The sequence below is a fragment of the Sphingomonas hankookensis genome, assembly GCF_001619955.1.
GTDB classification, from domain to species: domain Bacteria; phylum Pseudomonadota; class Alphaproteobacteria; order Sphingomonadales; family Sphingomonadaceae; genus Sphingomonas; species Sphingomonas hankookensis_A.
This window is the reverse complement of sequence record NZ_LQQO01000021.1, coordinates 92,762-115,333: the sequence shown is the minus strand read 5'-3', so window position 1 is coordinate 115,333 and position 22,572 is coordinate 92,762. Positions and strand designations below refer to the sequence as shown.

The following is a 22,572-nucleotide window of genomic DNA, read 5'->3' as shown; positions in this document are numbered from 1 at the left end:
GCGAACCCCGCACGGGGTTGACGGCATGAGGCTGACGAGACCCGCAGACAGGCGACAAGCAAGGGGTGGTTCGCGCACAATCTGGAGAACAACCGATACCACGCTCCAGGCAATGGCCAGTGACTTCGACAGGCAGCACAGGGGAACAACGCACTGGGTTCATCCCCTACGCCCAAGGCGCAATCCCAGCCTTCTCGGTCGGCCACAGGAACGACTGAGGAATCGCCAGACAGAGCCTCAATGGGCGACGTCATGTTCAGATTCTAGCTCAATATTGACTTTTGGGCGATTTATAATCATATTGCCCCGATGAAAGGACGATCCATGAACGTCATCGAAGCCAAGGCGACCGATCGCAAGGATCTGACTGGTCCGGCACTCCGGACCTTTTTCCGCATTGCCGAAGCCTGGGGCCTCAAGGAGCAGGAACAGATGCGTCTGCTCGGGCTCGACAGTCGTTCGACATATCAGTCCTGGAAGCGGGGCGCGATTGCGGCTCTCCCGAAGGATGCGCTCGAGCGGATTTCCTATGTCATGGGGATATACAAGGGGCTCCACATCCTTTTGCCAAAAACCGCCGACGAATGGGTTCGCAAGCCCAACAAGGCGCGGGTATTCGGCGGCGCGTCGGCGCTTGATCGCATGATGTCGGGCAATGTCGCAGACCTCTATGTTGTGCGGCAATATGTCGATGGACAGCGCGGCTGATCGGTGGACATTCCTGTAACTCAGGTGCGGTGGCAGCCGTGCTACCGGATCATCCCGAGCCGTTTCCCCCCGATTGCCTTGTTTGAAGCGGTGGCCGATCCGGCCGATCTGGAAGCCGTTTTCCAGATCGAGGCTATGACGAACGACCGGCTTCGCGAGGAAGCGGGCGACCTCGCACTTGTGCCGCCTGAAGATCGCATAGCAGGGCCGGGCACATCCCCGATCATGGCAGCCTTTACCCATCTGAACCCCGAAGGCGACAGGTTCACTGACGGGAGCTACGGCGTATTCTATGCCGGACTCACACTGGCCACCGCAATTGCGGAGACACGGCATCACAGGGCCAAATTCCTCGCAGCGACGGATGAGCCCGCGCAGGAACTCGACATGCGCGTCTATGCCGTCGACCTCGACGCGCCGTTGCATGATATTCGCGGCGCCCGGGAAGCCCTACCCGCGCTCTACCATCCCGATAGCTATGCCGTATCTCAGGAGACGGCTCGCCGCCTTCGGGACGAAGGGGCAAACGGTATAGTCTATGAGAGCGTCCGCGATGCAGGCGGCGAATGTGCCGCCGTTTTTCGGCCGCGGCTCTTATCCAACTGCCGTCAGGAACGCCATCTCACCTATGTCTGGGACGGCTCTGAGATCAACTCTGTCTATGAGAAGCGCATGTTGGAGGTGTGATACACTCAGCCAAGTGATCATAATGCGTGAGGCACATCAGAGAATTAACTGTAGGTGCTTGCCCACATTCCGCTCAACGCTGTGCTCGAACTGATCGACAGGCTGGTCGTCATCTTTTCGAAATAGTGCCTGTAGCAGAGCCTCTGATAGAGCGAGATCGCCTGGCACCAGTTCGGTTCGTCGCGAAGTGCAAGCCATGCTTCCTCATAAAAATTGGCGGCAACCACCTCACAAAGCAATGCCACTTCCATCGGCGGATGACACCAGCGTGGCACCTTGAGCGGATGATCCTTTTCCCGGTTATCATGATGGTGGCCGCCAAACTGAAGGTGGGTCAAAGGCCCAGACTGCGGAATGCCGTCAGGCTTGTTCGCCAGGTCCAAATGCCAGCGTGACAGAGGCACGCTGGCATCATCATCGACCTCGAGCGCGATATCCAACGCTCTGAAAGGCAGCGTTGTGCCATCGCCCTGCTCTATTTCGATGCCCTTCGCGACAATGCGCGGCTTGACACCTCTGCTCTTTTCATCGGTGGTCCGCTTAAAAAGGATTGGAGCGCCCCGATCGACTTCAACCGACCAAGCCAGAGCATTCTTTTTCAGTTTCAATTCACGCGACAAGCGCGAGAGAACGCTGAACCCCTCTGGCTCGACAATGTCATGGCGTTCCAATGTCGCAGCAATGACACCCATCGCATCGCCCGCCTCTACTGCCGATATCATCATGCTTCAGAACCGCTCGCATGACCTTCACTTCTTTCTCGACCTTTGACCTGCTGTGCCAGATCTTTGTCAGCATCATCAATGGAGAGGGGCGGTTCCACGGCCTCGTATTGGTCCTTCTGGACGCAATCCCAGCAGATGCGGCGACGTGCAAGGTAGCGGGGCTGACTAGGCTCAAAAGCCGCCACTGAATGCCGCAGTTCCGTACCTCTTCCACAAGAAGCGCAGGCGAAGGAAATCAACTCGTTGGATGACTCATTCCAAGGCGACCGCGCCGGCTCAAATTCTTTGCCGGTGCTTTCCGCAAGAATCCGCGCGCGATCGGACGCGGGGAGACCGGTGGCACGGCGCTTAAAGATGCCCTGCGCCCAGCTCTCAAGTCGATGAGCCCACCAGCGCGGCCACGCATCACCAAAAATGCCCTCGTAAGCGATCCCCGCGTCACGCATGATATCCGTAGCGTTCTGCCCGTCGCCTGGATCTATGCCCAGATAGGCACATGCATATTCTGTGGTGAGCAGTGGGCCAGGACGATCAATGAGGGTGAAAAGGATACGGGCAGCGACGTGAGGTGCGGCCGCCTCCGCTAATTTAGTCCGAATTTCTTGAGCATCCACGTATGGCCGATCATCATCAATTCCAGCCATCAGGTCAATGATGTCGTACCTATTGCCAACAGCTCGGAGCTTCTCGTACCCCTTACACAAGCTGATGAGTTCCTGACGGACAGCCGCGCGTTGATTGTTGATGTCTTCCTTGACGTAAACCCTGTCAAAAAGGTCATGCGCTGTCTTATCTGGCCGATAGAGTGCCTTGATCTTGCTCTCTGCAGACACCAGCACGAGCGCAAAATCCTGCTCCGGATGGTCGATTGAAGCATCGCGGAGATGCTGTGCAAGGGCACTACCTTTGTACGTCTGGTCCCCTTGCAGGCCAGCTGGTGCTTCATCAAGGCGATAATCGATTGCCACGATGATAGGACTTTCGCCTACGATCTTACGTGCCAGGACGGCGACCTCCTCGACATCCTGCGGTTTAAACTCAAGATGTTCAGGTGTAGAAAGCGTCTCCGCGTAGACAAGTTCTTGATCGTCTACGAATATCCCTTTGTATGTCACGCCTCCTCCCCCATGGACAAAATCCGAAACTCGAAGCGACAACCATATCCCGGCGAAGCCTCTTCGACTGACACGCTGCCGCCATAGCTTGTGGCAATGTCGCTGACGATCTTTAGCCCGAGGCCAGTGCCCGGCCCCGCAACGCCATCGTCGTCTGCAGCCATTGTGGTTGTGAAAAATGCGTCGAACACTCGGTCTCGATCATTCGCGGCTACACCAGGACCACTATCCTCGAAGCCGATGACGACGAAGCGCCCGTCCAGCCTCGCATCCATGCGAACCTTGCGGTCTTTCACACGCGCGTTGCGCATGGACTTGATCGAATTGGTCAGGAAGTTGAGGAGGACTGAGTCCAGTTCGCTGCCATGCATCGGGGTGGTTCGCAACGCTGGCGGGTCAACGTCGATCTCAAATTCGATGTTCTGGCGACTCATATACTCCGTGAATTGTGATGCAAAACGCTGCAACGCACCGCTAACCGACAAGCTACGGAGTTGACGACTCTCCGTCGTCGACATCAGGCCTGCAATGTATCCGCCGATATCGAACATGCGGTCGGACCCAAGTTTCAGTTCGGCAAATTGACGCTCCAACGCCGCTTTTTGCCTAGCATCAGGTACAGTTGCGATTGCATCTTCAAGCAGCGCGAGCCGTGCCCGCAATGCGTCGCGAGCCCCCTTTACCTCATGCCCGAAGACGCTGATTGACAGACCCAGAGATGCAAGCAGCCGAAGCATCTCTTCATATTCAAGGGAGGCCGCGCGTTGCTCTTCAACGCGCTGCTCAAACTCCGAGGCGATGGCTTCGGCCTTCGCTAGGACTCGATCGGTTTGTATGGCATCGGGGCTTGAAGATGGAGAAATCCCCATATTTTCGCGAACGGTCCGAATGTATTCGGAAGGGCGGCGGGGCTCAGGTATGAAGTCGCGCTGGCCTGCATCCTGCTTGCGGTTACGAGCAGCGGCGACCCGCTTGGCAGCCCATTCAACGGCATCGCGAACAAATTGCTTCAGCTCGGCATAGGCTTCATTTTCCAGCAGTCCCTCGCGACTGCTGGTCTCCTCGAAGAGCGGATTGGTATCCGTGCTCAGTTCGACATGACCGAAGAAGTTGCGGTTGTTCGCGGGGACCAGAAGATCGCGACGCGATACGTCGATGTCGAGTTCCAGCCAGTCGTCTGCCGCTTCGCCGTACGGCAAGACGCGGAAGCCATTGCGATAAATCCTAATGCCACCAAACAAACGGCCCAGTTCGGCGGCCGATGCCATAGTCATTCCAGATAGGGTAGCTGGAAGATAAATGAAGTATGATGCGTTCAGTGATACCGGGCCGGTCACGAGGAATTTTTTGTCGAATTCCTGGCTGTCATCCAGATTGCTTTTTGGGGAAACAACACGAACCGTGGCACGGCCATCTTCGTCGATTGACGCCGAAATAGTGGCGAAGGCCTGCGACAGAAAGCTGGTTTCGATAGAATATTCGGTCCGTTTGGCGTCACGACTGACGCCATTGATGTTCACGGCAAAGCCAGGATCGCCCGATGAAGGTTTCTCCTCCGCCGGCTCGGTGCGGGCAACCGGGAATGGGGGCTGAAGCAGGAGTACCGATCGCCAGACTTTGGCGAGAGCCGCTTCGCTCCATCCGTCCCTCAGATCGACGATCCTGAGCGTTGTCCCGCATTCATCGGATGGCTTCTCGAAGCGCTCGATTTGACTGAAGACCTCGTTGAGATCCCGGCCCGGTCGAAATTCTTCATCCCAGCTAAACCTGACGCGGAAACCAGTGGTCGAACCTCTCGGGCGCGTTTCTAGGTAAAGCCATTTTCCAAGCCTCTGCACCGAGAACCGGCCGATGCCTTTTCTGCCAGCTCTTACTCGTCGATAAATCGGTGACAGAGGCTGATCGACCTTTGAAGCCGTCGAGATCCGCATCCAGGACGAACGAATAACATCGTCCTGCATGCCCGACCCATCATCCTCGATCACCAATGTGCCTCCTGGCTGTTGGTAATCGGTGAAGGTTAGTACCACCTTCGTGGCGTCGGCATCGTACGCATTTTTGATAAGTTCGGACAAAGCAGTATCCTGCTTGCCCACCAACTCTGCACCAAGGCGCTGAATATGGCCGGCGTCGACCGTAAAGCGAACATTGTCCGGGTCGGACTCCACTCGTGCCCGGCTCCATTGTTCGATACGATGCCAGTCCGGGGAGGCCTTCTTGAGTTCCTCCTCGATTGCAGTCTTGATCTGCTCTGGATCCAATGTCTCGCCTGCCCCGCTCATATACCCGTCACCCTCTTCAATTGACGCAAGGCTCAGGCACCGCGCCGAGGCCGACGGCTCTGCCGAATACGGTCTAGAGCCCTGCTTAGCGCGGTCGAGATAGCAGCTTGATCATCAAGCTTGATTGAAGAGAAAACCAGCTTGTCAGCGCGTTTCATCGCACGCTCTCGATCGCCCGCTCTGAGGTCGCGATCAACGGCGCTGAATGTCTTCTCGATCGCTGCCGGGCCGAGCTTTGGCAAAAGGATACGGATTTTTTCGGCTTCCCGAGGCTCATGTTTGAGTACACCGGAGCCATATCGTCGCCCGACCAATTCTGCGGACAATTGCGAAAAGCTGGTCAGCAGGGAAATGGCAATCAGTTTGCGGGAAATATCGTCCATTGCATCCGGGAAATAGACCCGATGGATCGTGTTCGTGTTCGTGAACCCATAGGGGTTCAGAACCAGCCTCGGCCCCCAGTGATGCATGACGGGAAAAAAGGCATCTGGCACCCGCCCGTCGTCCGGTTTCGACCAGCTTTTTCTTTTTTTAAAGGTACTTGTCTCCATGCGCCGCTCGAGCGGGAAGGTGCCAAGATATGCCTGAATGCGGTCATTACCGCATCGCCCGTCACTATCGACGAGATAACCCCGGCCGCCGCTTGCTAGGAACGACAGATGGTCGGTCAGCGAAAATGACACACCTGGCGCGGCAATGAATTTCGCGAGGATTGGCGTGCAATCCTCTTCCAGGAGACCAGCCTCCTCCAGCCCATCATTACCAAGAACGAAGAACTCATTGGCACCTGTGACCAGACCAATCTGGACAGAGGCGACGTCACCCAGAGACTTACAGTTGGGCAGGCATTCAATACGCGCCAGGATATCGCTTTCGCCTTGCGAAAGATTCAGCGCAGCGGGGCGAAGGTCGGACTTTTTCCCGACCCACTTCCCAGTGTCCCAGTCCTCTATGAGCTGTCGCAGAGCATCCAGCGTCTCGACTTGACCGAGTTCGATACCCCCCGACGGCGAAGCCTGATACCCATCGGCTAATAATATGACCGTCTCCTCATCCGCACCGACATCCAAGAAAATACGTTCGCGAATGACGATGGCGGCTACACGGCTGAAGGCGCCGGCCAAGAATATCCGGATCGGCGTTGCATAATCGGCTTGGAGAAAAGCTCCGGGCAGCACCCAGGCCATCCGGCCTTCCTTCGCAAGAAAGGATAGAGCGTGGGTCAGGAAATATGCCCAGAGACTTGCGCGCCCGGCCACACCATCGATCAGCCATCTTTTTGAACTGAGGACATGCCGTCGGTCTGTTCCGAGCTCCTGGTAAGGAATATAGGGCGGATTTGCGAGCACCACCGAGAAGGTCTTCGGCCACTCGCCGCCCGGCGAAACCTCAAGAAAATCTGTTTGTATGAAACGACTTAGATCGACTGGGGCCTGAAAGACATCTGCAAGATATTCAAAGGCAACAGGGTCTATGTCGCAACCGTATATCTGCTTCCGCGGCTCCACGCAGCCCAGCTCGCCAAGTCGGGCCTGCGCGCTTTGCAAAAAGCCACAACCGCCAAAACTGGGTTCAAGAATAAAATCTACGGGCGAACGAATAGCCCAGTCAGAGAGTATATGACTTAATGGCTCAGGTGTGTAAAATGCACCGATCTTGCGGCGCTCTACAAGCAGCCGGTCTCGGAACGCATCATCGCCTGTTGCAAGAACTCCGCTCAAACTATCCCTTTCGAACCTATTCAAGGCATTAGCTTGCCCCTCGATCATATTGCAACCTTAGCGGGAAAAACGCAGCATGGGGAGGGCTTTGGTCATCGCGATCCGCGAGGTGGCGCCTTCATGATGCTTCGCCGAAAAGCCAAAAGCTTCCCAAGACCAGCTCAGCTCTTCGGGTGCCAGCAAATTCAGCGGACCTGCAAGTGGAATTGGCTTAAATTGCAGGGATGTATCTCAAGTCACACGGGCTTGCGATCCCGAAAATCCCAGAGCGGAATGCCCAGTTTGCGGGCCTTGTCGGCAAGGTTGTCCTGGATGCCTGTGCCGGGGAAGATCACAAGGCCGACCGGCAAGGCTTCGAGCAGAAGATCGTTTCTCTTGAAGGGCGCGGCCTTCTTGTGCCTGTTCCAGTCCGGGCGGAAGGCCACTTGCGGGACGCGCCGGGCATCGGCCCAGCAGGCGGCTGCGCGTTCTGCGCCGGTGGGCGTTGCGCCGTGCAGGAGCACCATGTCGGTGTAGCGGGCATGAACCCGGTCAAGCGCCGCCCAGATCGCAGCATGTTCATTGCAATCAGTGCCGCCGGTAAAGCCGATCCGCGTGCCTTCAGGCAGCATGACCCTGGCTTTCTCGCGGACGCGCTTGTCGAGAAAATCCCGGCTATCGATAACGGCGGAGGTAAGCGCCTTGTGGTTGACCCGCGAACCCGAGCGCGGTGTCCAGGCCTTGCGCATATGGATGCGGAACTGATCCGCTGCGGCATCGCGAAAGAACTCCATCGTATCCCGACGCTCGATCATCGATACACCTTCACAGATTGACCGTTCCAGTTCGACCGAACGCACTTCGCTGCCGTCCTGCTCGCGCTGCAGTCGCTTTTGCGCCTGTTCGTTGTCGTCGAGGTCGCGTTCGATCCGCTCGGCCGAGCGATGGAAGACGTTGACCAGCTGCCAGAGCAGATCCTCAAGATCGGGTTCGATCCGGGTGTCGATCAGCGCTGCGACCATGCCGTCGAACATGTCGGCAACCGCGCCGCCTGCGAGCCGGGCTTCGGGCAACGGCCGTGCGTCGGGCTCGTCGTCGAAGGGGCGATAGCCATAGAGCTGCATTTCCTGGAGGAGATAGGCGGTAGGGCCAGGTTCGCTCTGGCCCTCGTCATCGAAATGGTCGGAAGCGTTTTGCATGATTGTCTCCGCATCTCACGCCGCGCCACTCGCGGCTTCGTGGCGACGCCGGGCGGCAGGGGAGGCAGGGATGCACCCGCGCTCTCGCGGGCCGGAGCGACAGCGGAGGATGGAAGAAGGCGCCTATTTTGCTTCGCGATGCAAAGGAGCACCGCTCCGGCGGAAAATAGGCGCCGCTCGCCCATTGCAGCGCCTGGCGCCCATGCCGCAGTCGCCCCTTCACGAAGCCGTTGCGCGGCAACCGACCGATTGCGGAAAATTTTCAATGCGCTCCTGCCAAAGAGACGGGCGAGCGATGGGCATCACCGCTTCCCTCTATGGTCGCAAAAATGCAGCCGCATCGTCGCCGAAAAGTTGTGCCCGCAGTGCCATCGCCAGCTGCTCGGCACCGTCGGCCTGTAGGTCAGTGTTGAAGTCATCGCCGCTGGGTTTCAGCGCGATGACTTCGATCCCGGTCCCGGCAACACGGTGTTGAAGCGTTGCCACCGCGTTTTCGCCAGCCGTGTCGTTATCGCACCCTACGTACAGGCGACGCAGCGCAGGAGGGAAGTGCACAGCAGCCAGATGTGCAGCCGACAGGCAGGCGATCATCGGCAATTCCGGCAGGACGTGGCGGAGCGACAATGTGGTTTCGATCCCTTCGGCTGCGACCATGACGGGACCGGCCAGCCCGAAACGGACGCCATTGCCCAGAAGACCACCCATGGCGCGGCGTGGCGTAGTGATCTGCGCCTTGCTACATGTCGCGGGGTCGAGCCAGTGCGGTGAACGCCGGTGATCGCCCCGTGAAGATCGGTGACAGCTGCGATCATCGCAGGCCATGCACGCGGCGTGTCGGGAGAGTCCTGGCGCGACGGACGGTAGTAGCATGAAGGATGGAAGCGCAGAGCCTGGCCATGCCCGGATGACGTGAGCACTCGGCCTTCCAGATACTTCGAGACGACAGTTCGCTCGATCGGCTTTGAGGCGGCCCAGAGTCGCCGCGCCGCCTCGGCGGTTCCAGGCCGTGCCTTTGCCGATCGTGCATTCTGCAGATGGGCATCTACTTGCGGCAGACTCAAGAAGCGGCGCGCTTCCTCCAGCGTCTCGCGCATCGAATGGTGGCCGGATGCGGCGGCGATGATGTCAAGCAGGTCGCCATGCTCTCCGGTATGGGCATCGGTCCACTTTCCCGCAGCCCCTCGACCGTCCGCCGATGTGCTGAGACGAACATAAAGACTCTGACCGGGTGCGTTTCGCGTATCACCGACCAGCCAGTAGCGTCCTTCCTTGCGTCCAGCGGCGAGGTAGCGTCGGCATACGGCCTCTGCACATTCGCCAAGACGGCGGGCAATGTCACGGGCGGGACTGTCCATGCACCGGGCTCCTTCAAGCGGCCTTGCGTGGATTGACGCGCACAACCGGGAACCGGTCGAGCAGCTTTTCCAACACATCACCGCCGACAGCCCCTGTCGGCACGTAGAGGCGGAGTTTCCATGAGACGATCTCGGAGATCAAGCCCATAGACTTGAGCCGTTCGACCCCCAGATCGTTGAAGCCGGTCAGTTCGATGCGCCATTCGTGCATCGCGCGAACGCGGCGCAAGGTCTGACCCTCTGCGATCTCGATCGATGCCTCGTCGGCGATCAGCATCGACCAGGCCGTGTCCGGCGTGATTTGCGGGGCAGCGTCCGGGACAATGCTTGTTGCCCAGGCCGGTGAAACGCGGCGTCCGATGACACGTTCACCTGCATCGGTCTGAAGGCGATAGACCCGTGTCGATTCGTTCGGGAGACGTCTCCAGATCGGCAGAAGCAACCCTGTCACCATGTGCAAGGTCGAGATTTCGAATTCGGGCAGTTCGGCAAGTTCGCCGGTCCATGCGGCACAAAAGCTGGCACGATCCGCCGTTTCCCAGTGGCTCGAGGCAAACAGGTCCGCGAAGAGGGTGGAAGCTTCCATGGGCCGCACGAGGCGGATCCGTGAGAGTATGGCACCGTCATCATCGACAATGCTGCGGGCACGCAATTTGACGGCGGCCCGGCCGGATCGGGCGTTGATCATCAGATCGGCATGCGCCTCGCCCGCCAGTTCCAAAGCGCGCTCAAGCGATACGGGTGTGAGCTTTTCTTTGCGCGAGATGGTGAGCAAGTGGGTCAGCGCACCGGTCCCCGGATGCGTGTAGATCGTGCGCCGCTCCGAGATCGTGAAACTCTCGGCCTGGAGAGTTTCAAGGCCAGTCTCGAATGTGCCGCTCGCAATCGCGCCTTCGATCCGGGCGGTAAGAAGGCCCTCGAATGCCTCAAACAGGATATTCTGAAGGTCGATTGTCAGCGCCAGCATCCGGTTGAGGAACGTCGTGATGCCGGGCAATTCGTCCTTGATGCCGCCATCGCTGTCGAGCAGTGAAAGCCCCGTCGCTGTCTCGAAGGCGGTGAGAGAGCATCCTTCGATCCGCCCGCGCACCAGCAGCATGTAAAGCTGGCGCAAGGCATCGCGGGCGTAGAAGGATTCGAGATTATCCTCGGGCCGGAACATATTCTGCCCGCCGGTCTGGCGTTGGCCACGGGTGATGGCACCGAGGCTGTCGAGACGCCGCGCAATTGTTGAGATGAACCGCTTCTGCGCCTTCACATCGGTCGAAACCGGCCGAAACAGCGGTGGCTGCTTCTGATTGGTGCGATTGGTCCGGCCAAAGCCCTGTATGGCGGCATCTGCCTTCCACCCGGCCTCCAGCAGATAGTGAATCCGGCGTCGCTGGTTCTGCGCGCCAAGGTCGGCATGATAGGACCGGCCGGTGCCGCCTGCTTCGGAAAACACCAGAATGCGTTTGGCGTCGTCCATGAAGGCGTGGGTCTCTGCGATGTTCGCTGATGCGGGCCGGTTCTCGACAGCGAAGCGGACGGAACCGTCATTGCCTGTGCGCGGCACGATCCGGCGCGACCGGCCGGTAACTTCAGCCACAGCATCGCTCCCGAAGTACTGAACGATCTGATCGAGTGCGCCCGGCACAGGCGGCAGCGCGGCAAGACCTTCGATCATTTGGTCGCGGCGGCGGCAGGCCTCGCGATTGAGCACCGGATTGCCGTCGCCATCGAAGACAGGCCGTGATGCTAAATTTCCTTCGCCATCAGTAAAGGGCTCGAAAAGCTGAACCGGAAAGCTGTGTTCCAGGTACGACAGAACATATTCGCGCGGCGTAATGTCCAGGCGGACATCGTCCCACTGGTCGGTGGGAATTTCGGCAAGGCGCCTTTCCTGCAGCGCCTCACCGGTCGAGACAATTTGCACGACTGCGGCGTGGCCTGCTTCAAGATCGCTCTCGATCGACGCAATGGTGCTCGGGGTCTGCATGGCAGTGATGAGGTGGTTGAAGAAGCGTTGTTTCACGCTTTCAAACGCCGATCGCGCTGCTGATTTCGCCTGGGCATTGAGCGTACCGTGCACCGAGCTGGTCACGCCGGACGCCTCAAGCGCGGCATCGAGATGGGTGTGGATGATCTGGAACGCCGCGGCATAGGCATCGTAGATCCGGACCTGCTCGGCGCTCAGTCGATGCTCGAGAAGGTCGTATTCGACGCCGTCGAACGATAGCGAGCGGGCGGCATAGAGGCCCAGGGCCTTCAAGTCGCGCGCCAGCACTTCCATCGCCGCAACGCCGCCTTCCTCGATGGCCGATACAAAATCCGCGCGCGATGCGAACGGAAAGTCTTCGCCGCCCCACAGGCCCAGCCGCTGCGCATAGGCGAGATTTTGCACGGTCGTGGCACCGGTTGCAGACACATAGAGAATGCGTGCATTCGGCAGCGCATGCTGGAGATGCAGGCCGGCACGTCCCTGCTGAGAAGCCGCGACATTGCCGCGCTCACCTTTGCCGCCCGCCGCATTGGCCATCGCATGGGCCTCATCGAACACGATGACGCCGTCGAAGTCCTGCCCGAGCCACTCAACGATCTGGCTGACCCTGCTGGCCTTGCCCGACCGCGCCTGCGAGCGCAGGGTTGCGTAGGTCGTGAACAATATGCCCTCGGCGAGCCGGATTGGCGTCCCCTGCCGGTAGCGGGACAAGGGCGTCACAAGTAAACGTTCTTGCCCGAGAGCGGACCAGTCGCGCTGTGCGTCTTCGAGCAAGCGATCCGAGACCGAAATCCACACCGCGCGGCGGCGTCCCTTGCACCAATTGTCGAGGATGATGCCTGCGACCTGACGCCCTTTGCCCGCACCGGTCCCGTCACCCAGAAACCAACCCCTGCGGAAACGAACTGCGCCTTCAGCATCATCGGCGGCTGCAGACACGACGTCCCGGGTCGCATCTACCGCCCATGCGCCTGACAAGTGTCCAGCATGGGCTTCGCCAGCGTAGATGATGGCTTCAAGCTGCGCGTCCGAAAGGGTGCCGTTCGCCACCAGCGTCGCCGGGATATGGGGCCGATAGCTGGGCTTGGGCGGTGCGACCGATGCCATCGACGCTGACTGAACGAGCGGCGTCGGATGAGGTTGTGCGCCGGGAATGACCAGCGATTGCAACCCATAGGCTTCGTAGATCGTGTCGCCGAGCCGCTCTGAAGCGGGCGCCCAATCCACGGTCTGGTAGGCGAGCTCGTCTGCCTCGACCGCAATGACGGTCTCCGATGGTGCAACCACGTGTCTATGTCGATCGGTCGGCCTTGATGGCAAAGCTGCACGCTCTGCCGACGGCATCGGCGCAACCGGTGGCCGTGGTGGCACAAGGCCTTCCACCCATTGAAGCAGGGTCGCAGCATCGGGCGCGATGCCAGCACTGGGCACAAATTGGGCAGGATCTTCCGCCGGCACCTTGTCGATCAAGGTGAGCCGGGTCTCGATTGTCGTTCCGTGCTTGCGATAGATGCGGCCGTCGATGGCTGCGGTGAAAACAATCCGGCCGCTGCGCTGCAAGGCTTCGAACGCAGCACGCCAATTCCCATTCTCCGGGCAGTATGTCGCTGAAGTAATCGCGACCAGTCGCCCGCCCGGTTCAAGCCGTGCCAGCGCTGACGCGATGTGCCGGAGCGCGGCATCCTTCATCGCGCGATCGACGTGCGCAATGGCCGAAAAAGGCGGGTTCATAAGAACAACTGTCGGGCGATGGCCCACGGGTAGCCTGTCGTCGATCGATGCCGCATCATGCTTACTGACGGCCGCATCCATGATTTTGCTCAGCAGTTCAGCGCGGGTCTCGCTCAGTTCGTTGAGAACGAGGTTTGCCCGCATTAGCTCGGCGTGCACCGCCAGCATCCCGGTGCCGGCTGATGGCTCGAGTACTACATCGCCAGGCTCGATCATTGCAGCGGTCGCAGCAACAAAAGCGAGCCCAAGCGGGGTCGAGAATTGCTGAAGGGCCTGCCCGACCTCCGAACGGCGCGTGTGCGTAGGCACGCGTGCCGCGATCCGCTCCAAAGCCGTGAGCATGCGCTGGGGTTCAGGATTGCGGCGGGCCAGCGCTCTGCCATAGCGACGAAGAAGCAGAATCTGGGCGGCTTCGCAGGCGTCATACGCCATCTTCCAGTCCCATGCCCCTTCGGCATCGCTCCGGGTAAAGGCACCGGTCATGACATCGCGCAATTGAGTGCTGCTGATGGGCGAGCCTGTTTCCAGCAAAGGAAGCAGCGCATTTGCTGCGGCGAACAGTGCAGCCGAGCGGGGGCTGGTAAGGCGCATGGAAGTGGGCGACGCGGCGCAGGCCGCATCGGCTAGAGTGTCGGACATGATGAGGACTCCGGGAGAATGGAAAAAGGAAAGCCCGCGCCCAAGGCTCTTTCGATGCTATGGCGCGGTCATGGGCAACGGGCAGGTCATCGAGGCGAGAGTTCGATCTCGCCGTGCCTGTCCGGGTCGATGACGAAACCGTGGCGGCCACGGTGTGCATAGTCTTCACCGGGAACGAGGAATGCTCGCTTTGGCGAGGCGTCGCGCCGACCACCCAGCGACGCGATTACCTCGACGTAACCGGGGGGCGATGCTGTTGTCCTGGCGGAAATGACGACCCAGTCTTGGGTATGCCTGCGGGAAAATTCGTCGCGCTCACGGGAAAAGGATTCACCTGGCGCCAGTGCCCGTCCGTGGATCGCTTCCCAGGCGTCGGGGCACCAGTCGCGCAATATCCGGTCAGCTGAGGCCTGCTCACGGTAGGTGAAGAGGTCAGGATAACCGGCTGCAACCCTCGCCCAGTCTCCATCCTCCTCATACCATCCGCCAGCGATGCGCAGCGCTTCTGGCATGGCCTTGTTGCGCATATGATCGAGCTTGAACCCACCATGCCCCGCAGTGGAGTGAAAAACGATCCCCGGGGCATAGACCGTGGCGGTCTGCGATTTGCCCCAAGGCGTCGAAATGGGATGGACCGTCTCGATCCGCCCGAGCGCCTCGCGCTGGCGCACATGAAGCGCGATGTCTCCGACATAGGCCCGGAAGGCTTGGTGGTCGCTGACCGAGCATTCAGCACCGTAAACATCTGCGCGGTTCCACTCGTGTAAGGGGCGACTGAGACGCCAAGCCGATGCGACCGAAAAGCCGGCGTCTATCGGAATGGCGATATAGGCGAGATCGCCCACGCGCGCGGCCATATCGCCATCGCGCGTGGTACCAAATTCGACCATGATGGCGCTCATGCCGCCCTCCTCGTCGTTGGCGGGAGGATGACCGGGTCCGGATCGCTGACAATCTCCGTCCGCATGTTCGAGTAACGATTGACTTGCATCCAGCTCTCGGCGGCAGCCAGGTTGCTGGCGAGATGACGCAGCTCATCGCGGCCATCGACACTGGTTAGGATGCGCACGGAACCCGCTCGCGGAGTCTCGACAATCTCAAAATGCAGACTGCTATCGAGGCCATAGGCGCGCCGCACGGTCAGGACGATCGTGCCCTGACTGCCATAATCGCCCAGGTGGAGCATGAAGTGGGGCGGCGAGTTGAAACTTGCGCTGACGTAACCCGGATAGCGCTCGACCAGGCGACCCACGCCGTTTTCATGCTCCCATGCCCTCAGCTTGCGCCTGAAACGGGCCGGAGGACGGGGTTTGCCATTGGAGTAGCGGATCAGGCTGCCGAGCGGAGCGCTGGTGTAGATATGCTGGGCTGACACGGGATATTCCTCAAGAAATGCGAAAGCCCGACGCAGTGGCCGGGCTTTGCGGGAAAAGGGAAAGAGCAAGGCGGCTCTTGCCGCCCTGCCGGTTTCATTCGGCAGCGATCGCGTAAGCGCCGTCCTCGTTTTCGAGGAAGGCAGGCAGAGCATCGCTGTCCATGTCGCCGGGCTCTGCTTCGCAGGCTGGCGGCGTGCGGAGCGGCTCGGGCAGCCATTGGGCGTCCTCGAGCAGACGTTCGGCCTCGCGCGCCATGTCTGCCTTTTTGAGGTGATCGATCATGCCTGCGAACTGCTCGCCGCGCGCTTCGGTGACGTCGGCGAGAATCCGCGGCTTGGTGACGCTCCGGAAGTAGCCGTCGACGGTCGGTCGCCAGCCTGCGGCTACAGGATCAAGACCAACGGCCCGCGCGAGGACGTGGCTATGGGCAAGACGGCGCTCGATGCTGTGCTTCGATACACGGCCATTGTCGTACTTGGGCACAATCTCGCACTGGGCATTCACGCTGCGCGAAGCACAATGAGCGAACAAGGCCGCCTGCTCGTCGCCGTTGAGGGCGAGCAACGCATCCCACAGATCAGCGTCTGACTCGGGAAGCCGCTCCTCCCAGTAACGGGCGCGCTCGGCGAGGCTGCGGGCAGGCGCGCTGTCACGCAGGCCGGAGGGCGGATTGGCGAAGCTCACATCCTGTACAGTAAGCTGGAGGCAGCTTTCCCGGCTCGCGAAATAGCAGGTCTGCAGAACCAGTGCATGCAGCACCGCGGCGAACGCGGTTGCCGGATTCTGCGCCAGCGCATCCTGCAAGGCGAGTGTGCGCCAGGCGGTCAGATCGGCAACGAGACGATCCGGCAGCGGCTTGAGCCCCTCGTCGGCTTCCTCGTCATCCTCGCCCCCAGTGCGGCCATCGTCATCCGTGCCGACAGGTCTGGCGCTGCCCGTGTCGCCGTCAACCGATACCAGCTCGTGCTCAGTGCCATCCGGCACCGGATCTGCTGCCGGCTCGTCTTCGGGACGGACATAGCCGCGTTCGACACATAGGGAGCCGTCGCGCTCGATCGAAACAAAGACGCCAGCGATTGCCACATCGGCGGGTTCGAAAACCAGCGGTCGATCCGCGAGTTTGCCGATCTCAGCGTTGATGGCGTCGAGCCGGTCATAGACGTCCTGCGGCACATCATGCTCGTCCGCCCATTGCGCTTCGATCTCGTCCGATTCCCCTTGCAGCGCGACAAAGCGGGCTTGCTCAGCCTCGGTCATGGCGACTTCGGTCCCGCTGATTTCGCGATGGCCGTTGGTGACCGCCCAGGGCATGTCGACGGCCGTCGCCACCCACTTCCAGCCTTCGGCGGCGACGTCTTCCCCCGCCCGGCGCAGCTTGTCCGCAACGAGCGTGTCGAGCAATCCGGGGTCGGTCAGCCACCCTCCATCGTCGTCCTCGAACAGGTCGCGCATGACCCCGCCACCGGCAGCGACATAGGCATCGATAGTGACGAAGCGGACACGCTTGTCGGCAACCCGCACGCTGTTTTCGGTGAGGCGCTGCCGAATATATGCCCCCGACTTGTTGTAGCTATGGGCCAGCATCTCCCACACCTGCTCCTGGCGGGCATGGTCGTCCGACACGGTGAACGCCATCAACTGTTCGAGGGTCATGCCGTCATCGGCATAGATTTCGCACAGACGCGGCGAGACCGATGCCAGTTTGAGGCGCTGGCGCACCACGGCGGGCGTCACGCCGAAGTGGGCGGCGATGTCCTCGACCGCGCTGCCTTTGTCGACCATGGCCTGCATGGCGCGAAACTGGTCGAGGGGATGGAGCTGCTCGCGCACCGCATTTTCCGCATAGCTGTCCTCCTCGGCAGATATGTCGGTAGTGGCCGCCTTGACGATGCAGGGTACGAGAGCGGTGCCTGCCAACCGCCTTTGCTTCACCAGCAGTTCGAGCGCACGGTAACGCCGGCCACCGGCCGGAACCTCGAACATGCCGGTTTCGGCACCATTCCCGTCCAGAACAGGCCGGACACTGAGGCTTTGCAGAAGAGTGCGCCGGGCGATGTCTTCGGCAAGCTCGGGAATGGATACCCCCGCCTTGATCCGGCGGACGTTGGACTGGGACAGGACCAGCTTGTCGAACGGGATGTCGCGCGACGGGCTGAGGGTGATTTTCGCAGGCTGTTTGCCCATGTGGTTTCTCCATGACAGGCCGCCGCGAGACTCTCTCCCGGCTCCCGGGCCCATCACGAATTTCCCGGCCCTCCTCTTCCTCTGGCCCGCCGCGAGCGGGGCCGTGCGCAGCCGCGGGGTCACGCCACCGCCCTCGAGGTGGGAGCACCTCCCGCATCAGGCTCGTCTGGCTCCTCGGGATCGTTGGCGGCTTTGCCGCTCGCAGCCGACGGGCCATGCTCGAGCAAGTAGTTGGCCGCCTTTGATGCGGCGCTGGCAGCACGGAGAATGGCGCGATTGTCCTCCCGGATGATCTCGAGCCACGACCCGATATAGTCAGCGTGACGGACGGTCGGGGTGATCCCCAACGCGGCGCAGACAAAGGCACCGGTCATCTCGGCGACATATCCTGACAGTCCAGCCCAAAATGGCGGTTGGAAGGTGAAAACCATCGGTTGCCTCCAGCACTGCCCAAAAGCCCCATGGCCTCCCCCGAGGCGGGGGTGGGCGGCGAGAGCGACCGGAGAGGCCTGCTGAAGCGGCGGGCTGCACCCGCAGGGGCGAAATGAAATGGAGCAGCCCGGCGAAGCCGAGGCTTGCAGCGCGCCGCGGCGGGCCTAGCAGGGAGCGCCGACCACTCCCGCATCGAGGGAGAGGCCAAAAAATCGGAGCCGCCGCGCAAGCGGCGTCCGCTTAATGGCGGGCGACAGCCCGCATCGACATGCATCGCGAAGCGGCCGATCGCGCGAGGGATCGGCCGCCATGGCAGTGGCGCTCGTGCGTTAAGTCAGCATGTAGCCGACGTCGGAGGCGCCGGTCGGATAGGCGAACATGGTGGAGCGAAGATCGGCCGCGGTGAGGCCGTGGCGGATTGCCAGACCGAAAACGTTGATTACCTCGTCGGCGTTCGGCCCCACGAGATGCGCGCCGAGGATGAGGTCCGTGTCCTCGTCGATCAGCAGCTTATGGCCGTAGACCGGCTCGGCGAGGCGGCGGGCGGTGAACCAGTCTGGCGTCGAGGCTGCGTTGACCCGGAGCGCGACGCCGCCGCGGCGCGCCGCCTCCTCTGACAGTCCGACGGCGGCGATCGGCGGCAGAGTGAAGGCCACGCTCGGCACGCCGCGATAGTCCGGCTGGTGCGTCGGGCCATCCAGGAGGTTGGCGGCAACTACCTTGGCATCGTGGCTGGACACCGGCGTCAGCCGCGGCCCGACTCCGGCAGCGTCGCCGGCGGCATAGACCCGCGGGTTGGAAATGCTCCGCAGATGCGCGTCGAGCTGCAGGCGCCCGTCCTGCACCGCCACCTCGCCGGCGGACAGGTCGAGCGCCTTGAGGTCAGGACCGCGCCCGGCGGCATGAACGACGAGATCGGCGGCGACGCTGAGATCAGGCTCGCCCTGGCGCTCGGCGTGGACCAGCAGACCGCTCCCGCTGCGCTCGACCCGGGTAACGGTGGCACCGGTCTCGACGCGGATGCCGAGCGCCTCGAACCGGGGCGTCAGCCAGCCCACCAGGTCGGGATCGAAGTGCGGCAGGAGCCGCTCGGCCCGCTGTAGGATGGTGACCTCTGCGCCCGCTCGGGCCGCCAGATGCGAGAACTCCGCAGCGACATAGCCGCCGCCGATCAGCACGATCCGGCGCGGCAGGGCCTGAAGCTCCAGGAACGCATCGCTTGTGCTCACCAGATCTTCGCCCGGAATGCCGAGCGGGACTGGACGCGCGCCGCTGGCGATCAGGATATGGCGGGCCCGCAATGTCCGGCCTTCCACCACGATCGTGTCTGGGCCGGCAAAGCGAGCAACACCGTGTAATACGTCGACACCGAGCTCGGCGTAGCGGTGCGCCTGCTTGGCGGGGATCGGATCGGTGAAGGTCCGCTTGAACGCCATCAGGTCGGGCCAGTCGATCGCCAGCGTGCCGTCGACGCCATGTCTGGCCATGCGCCTTGCCGCGTCGATCGCTTCCTCGCCGCTGACCAGCATCCTCTTGGGATCGCAGCCACGCAGCGCACAGGTGCCGCCGAACGGACGGTGATCGATGACGGCGACGGACCATCCAGCGGCACGGACCCGGCCGACCGCGACCTGCGCTGCCGTGCCACTGCCGATGACGATCAGGTCGTAGGAAGCCATGGTCGCATCTCCATCCGCATCGGCGCAAAAATCGCGCGCCCAACCTCGAGCGCTTCGGCCAGGCACAGACGAATGCCGTCATCGGCTCCGACCGGACCGCTCGCGCACCAGGCCGCCAGATGATCGTCATCGCAGAAGAAGGCCTGCAAGGTGCAGAGCGACGATGCCGCGCAGCCACTGGCATAGCGACGGCCGGACCAGACGACGATCGCGCCCGGCTCAACCTCTTCCAGCTCGCGGCCGCGGCTGGGGGTATGGATGGCGAGCGTGCGCCGGCACTGGCGGCAGGCCGAGCGGATCATGCAGTCCCGCTCCAGCATGGCGCCGATCCCCAACGCGTCGATGGCGCACATGGCGCTCATGGTCACTCCGCTGACTTCGACTTGATGTTCGCTGGGGCCGTCGGTGAACGGATAGGCGCCGGTCACCCGGCCCGCGCCGTCGAGGACCACGAGATCGCGCCCGGCGAGCCGCTGCAGGGCCGAGCCGACCTCGCCGGAGGGGAGTCCCGATGCGGCGGCGATCTGTGCCGGCACCGGCGAGCGACCATCGGCAGCATAGGCTTGAAGCACGGCGCGCCGGACCCGCTCCTCGACGCCGTCCATCCCGCGCCACTTCGAACCGATGAACGCCGCGAACAGTGCCGTCAGGGCTGCGCGGGCGCTGGGTGTTGTGACTGCGCTCCAGTCCGGGACAACGGCACCGCCGGGAAATGTAACCGTCGATCCAAAGGCGGCTTCAGCGGATGATGCGCGCGCCATCGCCCGCCCTCCTCAGCCGCAGCACGCCTTGCCGCCGCTCTCCTGGATCGGCGGACAGGGCACGTCGCCGTAGGAGCAATAGACGCAGCAATCGCCCGGCTTGGGCTTGAGGACCGCGCCGCAACCCCGGCAGTCGTAGAAATACTGGCAGGCATTGGTCGGCATGGTCTCCGTCGCCCGATGACCGCAGTGGGGACAGGTCAGCGTCGAGCGCAGCTCGGGGGTGGCATCAGACATAGCGATAGCCTGCCCAGAGCAGGGCCGCACCGAGCAGCAATCCGATGAGCGTGAGAACACGCATCCAGCGCGGCGTGCATATGCCGCCCGGCCCACAGCGCGCCGCCGTAACTTGCTGGCGCAACAGCAGCGCCGCGCCGGCAAGCAGGCACAATGCGCCAATGAGGAGAAGCGGCGTGCGATACGGCGCGGCGACAATGGCCACGCCGCCGAGCCAAGCTGCGCCGATCCCGGCGGATGCGAAGAGGATCGGCAGCGCACAGCAGGCGGCGACGCCGAACGCCGCAGCGATCCCCGCCAGCGTGAGCGTGGCGGTGCCGATCCCCTTAGGCGGGCTTGGCGTCTGGGTCACGGGCGACTCCTTGTGGCGGGCATTGAGCTGTCCTAACATCTGTAGCGACTACAGACTCAAGAGGTATTTTGGGGATGGCCGCAACCGGCGCGATCCAGATCGGCGAACTCTCACGCCGCACCGGATGCAACATCGAGACGATCCGCTATTACGAGCGGATCGGGCTGCTGCCCGCTCCGCCGCGGCGGGGCCGCTACCGCAGCTATGGCCGGGAGGACGTGGCTCGCCTGGGCTTCGTGCGCCGCGCGAGGGAGCTGGGCTTTACCCTGGACGAGGTACGCGCCTTGCTCGGACTCGCGGTTGGCGGTCAGGCCTCCTGCGCCGAGGTGCGCGAGCTCGCGGCGTCGCACCTGAAGGACGTACGCGCGCGGATCGCGGACCTCAAGCGGATGGAACGGGTTCTGGCCGACTCGGTGCGCGCCTGCGATGCCGGTCGGGATCCGGGCTGTCCGCTGCTCGACACACTTGGCGCCGAAGTGCGGGTCGCGTGAGCATTACGGCTGTCGGGCGTGCATCCAGTCGGCTGCCGCCTGCGCCTTGCTCGCCGCGGTGAAGATCGCCCGAGGCTCGTCCTTGAGCAGTTGCAGCCAGGAGGCGATGTAGGCCGCATGATCGGGTCGCGGTTCGTGCGCGATCCCAAGATCGGCGAGCAGGAACGATGCGGTCAGTTCGGCGGTCGCTTCCTCCATGGCGAGCGCGTGCCTGGTCCACTTGGCGCTGAAATCCCGGTCAAGCCGATGGGCTGCGCCACTGGCATGAGCCGCTTCGTGAATGTGGGTGGCGTAGAAGCCGTGGGCATCGTGGAAGGCGCTGAAATCCGGCATGTGAATGCGGTCTTCGGCGATATGATAATAGGCGCTGGCCGAGCCGTAGACAGTATCGATGCCGAGCGCGGCGATGAAGGCTTCGGCGGCGGCGAGGCGTTCGCTCTCAGGCAGGTCCGGCGCCGGTTCGGGCGCGTAGCCATCGACCTGATCGGCGTTGAACAGGCTGAACGCCTTGGCGAAAAGCCGTCGATGGTCGTCATCGCCGCCGGCGTCGTCACCCTTCGCGCGAAACTCCTTCCAGAGGACGCCGAGGCTGGCGTGCTCGCCCTTGCGGACCTGCGCGCCGAGCGCCTGCCACTGGCGATAGGTGCCCCAGACCCCGCTCGCGTAGCCGCTGCCATAGGCGGCCGCCCAGAGCGAGATCGTATTTATGCCGCGATAGGGCTTGCCGCTGGCGACGTTGGTCGGGCGGGTGACGTCGGCGCCAAAATGATGCCACGGCATGCGCCAGGTGCCGGTGCCGGCTTCGATGGCGTCGACGATCGCTTGCGTGACGCGAGCGTAGACGTCTGAGCGTGGTGAGGCTGACATGATATGTTCTCCGTTCTCGCGCCGGGGACCATCCCCGGCGGCGGAGGCCCGTTCGCGCCGGGCACAGGGGG

The 22,572-nt window shown here is 62.1% G+C and carries 19 protein-coding genes and 1 pseudogene; 3 read left to right on the top strand and 17 right to left on the bottom strand.

Going from position 1 to position 22,572, the window contains the following annotated elements:
- Positions 1-324: 324 nt before the first annotated feature.
- Together AVT10_RS10805 and AVT10_RS10800 are read left to right on the top strand one after the other, a co-directional pair.
- Entirely contained in the window at positions 325-708 is a 384-nt protein-coding gene (locus tag AVT10_RS10805) for an antitoxin Xre-like helix-turn-helix domain-containing protein (RefSeq protein ID WP_198158556.1), read from the top strand.
- Positions 709-711: 3 nt separating this feature from the next.
- Positions 712-1,395, top strand: coding sequence for an RES family NAD+ phosphorylase (locus AVT10_RS10800; RefSeq protein WP_066690883.1), 684 nt, complete (start codon positions 712-714; stop codon positions 1,393-1,395).
- Positions 1,396-1,439: 44 nt separating this feature from the next.
- Here the strand turns inward: AVT10_RS10800 and AVT10_RS10795 are convergent, their stop codons facing one another.
- From AVT10_RS10795 to AVT10_RS10730, 16 genes and pseudogenes are all read right to left on the bottom strand, one after another.
- Positions 1,440-2,120, bottom strand: coding sequence for a hypothetical protein (locus AVT10_RS10795; RefSeq protein WP_066690871.1), 681 nt, complete (start codon positions 2,118-2,120; stop codon positions 1,440-1,442).
- On the bottom strand, positions 2,117-3,235 hold the full coding sequence (locus AVT10_RS18245; protein ID WP_157092745.1) for a hypothetical protein: 1,119 nt from the start codon (positions 3,233-3,235) through the stop codon (positions 2,117-2,119). Before AVT10_RS18245 ends, AVT10_RS10795 begins: the two co-directional genes overlap by 4 nt.
- A complete protein-coding gene (locus AVT10_RS18865) occupies positions 3,232-5,517 on the bottom strand; it encodes a sensor histidine kinase (protein WP_066690862.1) in 2,286 nt (761 codons plus the stop codon). Before AVT10_RS18865 ends, AVT10_RS18245 begins: the two co-directional genes overlap by 4 nt.
- 32 nt (positions 5,518-5,549) lie before the next feature.
- The gene (locus tag AVT10_RS10780; RefSeq protein WP_084401597.1) at positions 5,550-7,286 is read right to left on the bottom strand and encodes an N-6 DNA methylase; all 1,737 of its coding nucleotides are present in this window, start codon (positions 7,284-7,286) and stop codon (positions 5,550-5,552) included.
- 188 nt (positions 7,287-7,474) lie between these two features.
- On the bottom strand, positions 7,475-8,416 hold the full coding sequence (locus AVT10_RS10775) for a DUF2493 domain-containing protein (RefSeq protein ID WP_066690858.1): 942 nt from the start codon (positions 8,414-8,416) through the stop codon (positions 7,475-7,477).
- 315 nt (positions 8,417-8,731) lie between these two features.
- Entirely contained in the window at positions 8,732-9,121 is a 390-nt protein-coding gene (locus tag AVT10_RS18900) for a toprim domain-containing protein (RefSeq protein ID WP_332307330.1), read from the bottom strand.
- Positions 9,004-9,510 (bottom strand): DUF7146 domain-containing protein, encoded by a 507-nt coding sequence (locus AVT10_RS18955; protein ID WP_420038507.1) that lies wholly within the window; start codon positions 9,508-9,510, stop codon positions 9,004-9,006. Before AVT10_RS18955 ends, AVT10_RS18900 begins: the two co-directional genes overlap by 118 nt.
- Positions 9,511-9,784: 274 nt before the next feature.
- Positions 9,785-14,122 (bottom strand): strawberry notch-like NTP hydrolase domain-containing protein, encoded by a 4,338-nt coding sequence (locus AVT10_RS10765; protein WP_066690856.1) that lies wholly within the window; start codon positions 14,120-14,122, stop codon positions 9,785-9,787.
- Between the two features lie 86 nt (positions 14,123-14,208).
- Positions 14,209-15,024 (bottom strand): DUF7007 domain-containing protein, encoded by an 816-nt coding sequence (locus AVT10_RS10760; RefSeq protein WP_066690854.1) that lies wholly within the window; start codon positions 15,022-15,024, stop codon positions 14,209-14,211.
- Positions 15,021-15,497, bottom strand: a complete 477-nt coding sequence (locus AVT10_RS10755) for a hypothetical protein (RefSeq protein ID WP_066690851.1) — start codon at positions 15,495-15,497, stop codon at positions 15,021-15,023. The genes AVT10_RS10760 and AVT10_RS10755 overlap by 4 nt, the downstream gene beginning before the upstream one ends.
- A gap of 94 nt (positions 15,498-15,591) precedes the next feature.
- Complete coding sequence (locus tag AVT10_RS10750; protein WP_066690845.1) at positions 15,592-17,682, bottom strand: ParB/RepB/Spo0J family partition protein; 2,091 nt, start codon at positions 17,680-17,682, stop codon at positions 15,592-15,594.
- Positions 17,683-17,801: 119 nt separating this feature from the next.
- Positions 17,802-18,065: pseudogene (locus tag AVT10_RS10745) on the bottom strand (zincin-like metallopeptidase domain-containing protein); the annotation flags it as partial.
- Between the two features lie 378 nt (positions 18,066-18,443).
- Positions 18,444-19,793 carry a dihydrolipoyl dehydrogenase family protein gene (locus AVT10_RS10740; protein WP_066690839.1) on the bottom strand — a complete coding sequence of 450 codons (1,350 nt, stop codon included), beginning with the start codon at positions 19,791-19,793 and terminating at the stop codon, positions 18,444-18,446.
- Positions 19,775-20,554: an organomercurial lyase gene (gene merB, locus AVT10_RS10735; protein ID WP_021224338.1), complete on the bottom strand. Its 780-nt coding sequence runs from the start codon at positions 20,552-20,554 to the stop codon at positions 19,775-19,777. Before merB ends, AVT10_RS10740 begins: the two co-directional genes overlap by 19 nt.
- 12 nt (positions 20,555-20,566) lie before the next feature.
- Positions 20,567-20,791, bottom strand: a complete 225-nt coding sequence (locus AVT10_RS17820; protein WP_021224337.1) for a GDCCVxC domain-containing (seleno)protein — start codon at positions 20,789-20,791, stop codon at positions 20,567-20,569.
- Positions 20,784-21,143, bottom strand: a complete 360-nt coding sequence (locus tag AVT10_RS10730; protein WP_021224336.1) for a hypothetical protein — start codon at positions 21,141-21,143, stop codon at positions 20,784-20,786. Before AVT10_RS10730 ends, AVT10_RS17820 begins: the two co-directional genes overlap by 8 nt.
- Before the next feature lie 74 nt (positions 21,144-21,217).
- Between AVT10_RS10730 and AVT10_RS10725 the strand changes: the two genes are divergently transcribed.
- Positions 21,218-21,634, top strand: a complete 417-nt coding sequence (locus AVT10_RS10725; protein WP_016744720.1) for a MerR family transcriptional regulator — start codon at positions 21,218-21,220, stop codon at positions 21,632-21,634.
- Positions 21,635-21,637: 3 nt separating this feature from the next.
- On the opposite strand, the gene AVT10_RS10720 is transcribed toward AVT10_RS10725, so the two are convergent.
- Positions 21,638-22,501, bottom strand: coding sequence for an ArdC family protein (locus AVT10_RS10720; RefSeq protein ID WP_030538909.1), 864 nt, complete (start codon positions 22,499-22,501; stop codon positions 21,638-21,640).
- Positions 22,502-22,572: the final 71 nt, after the last annotated feature.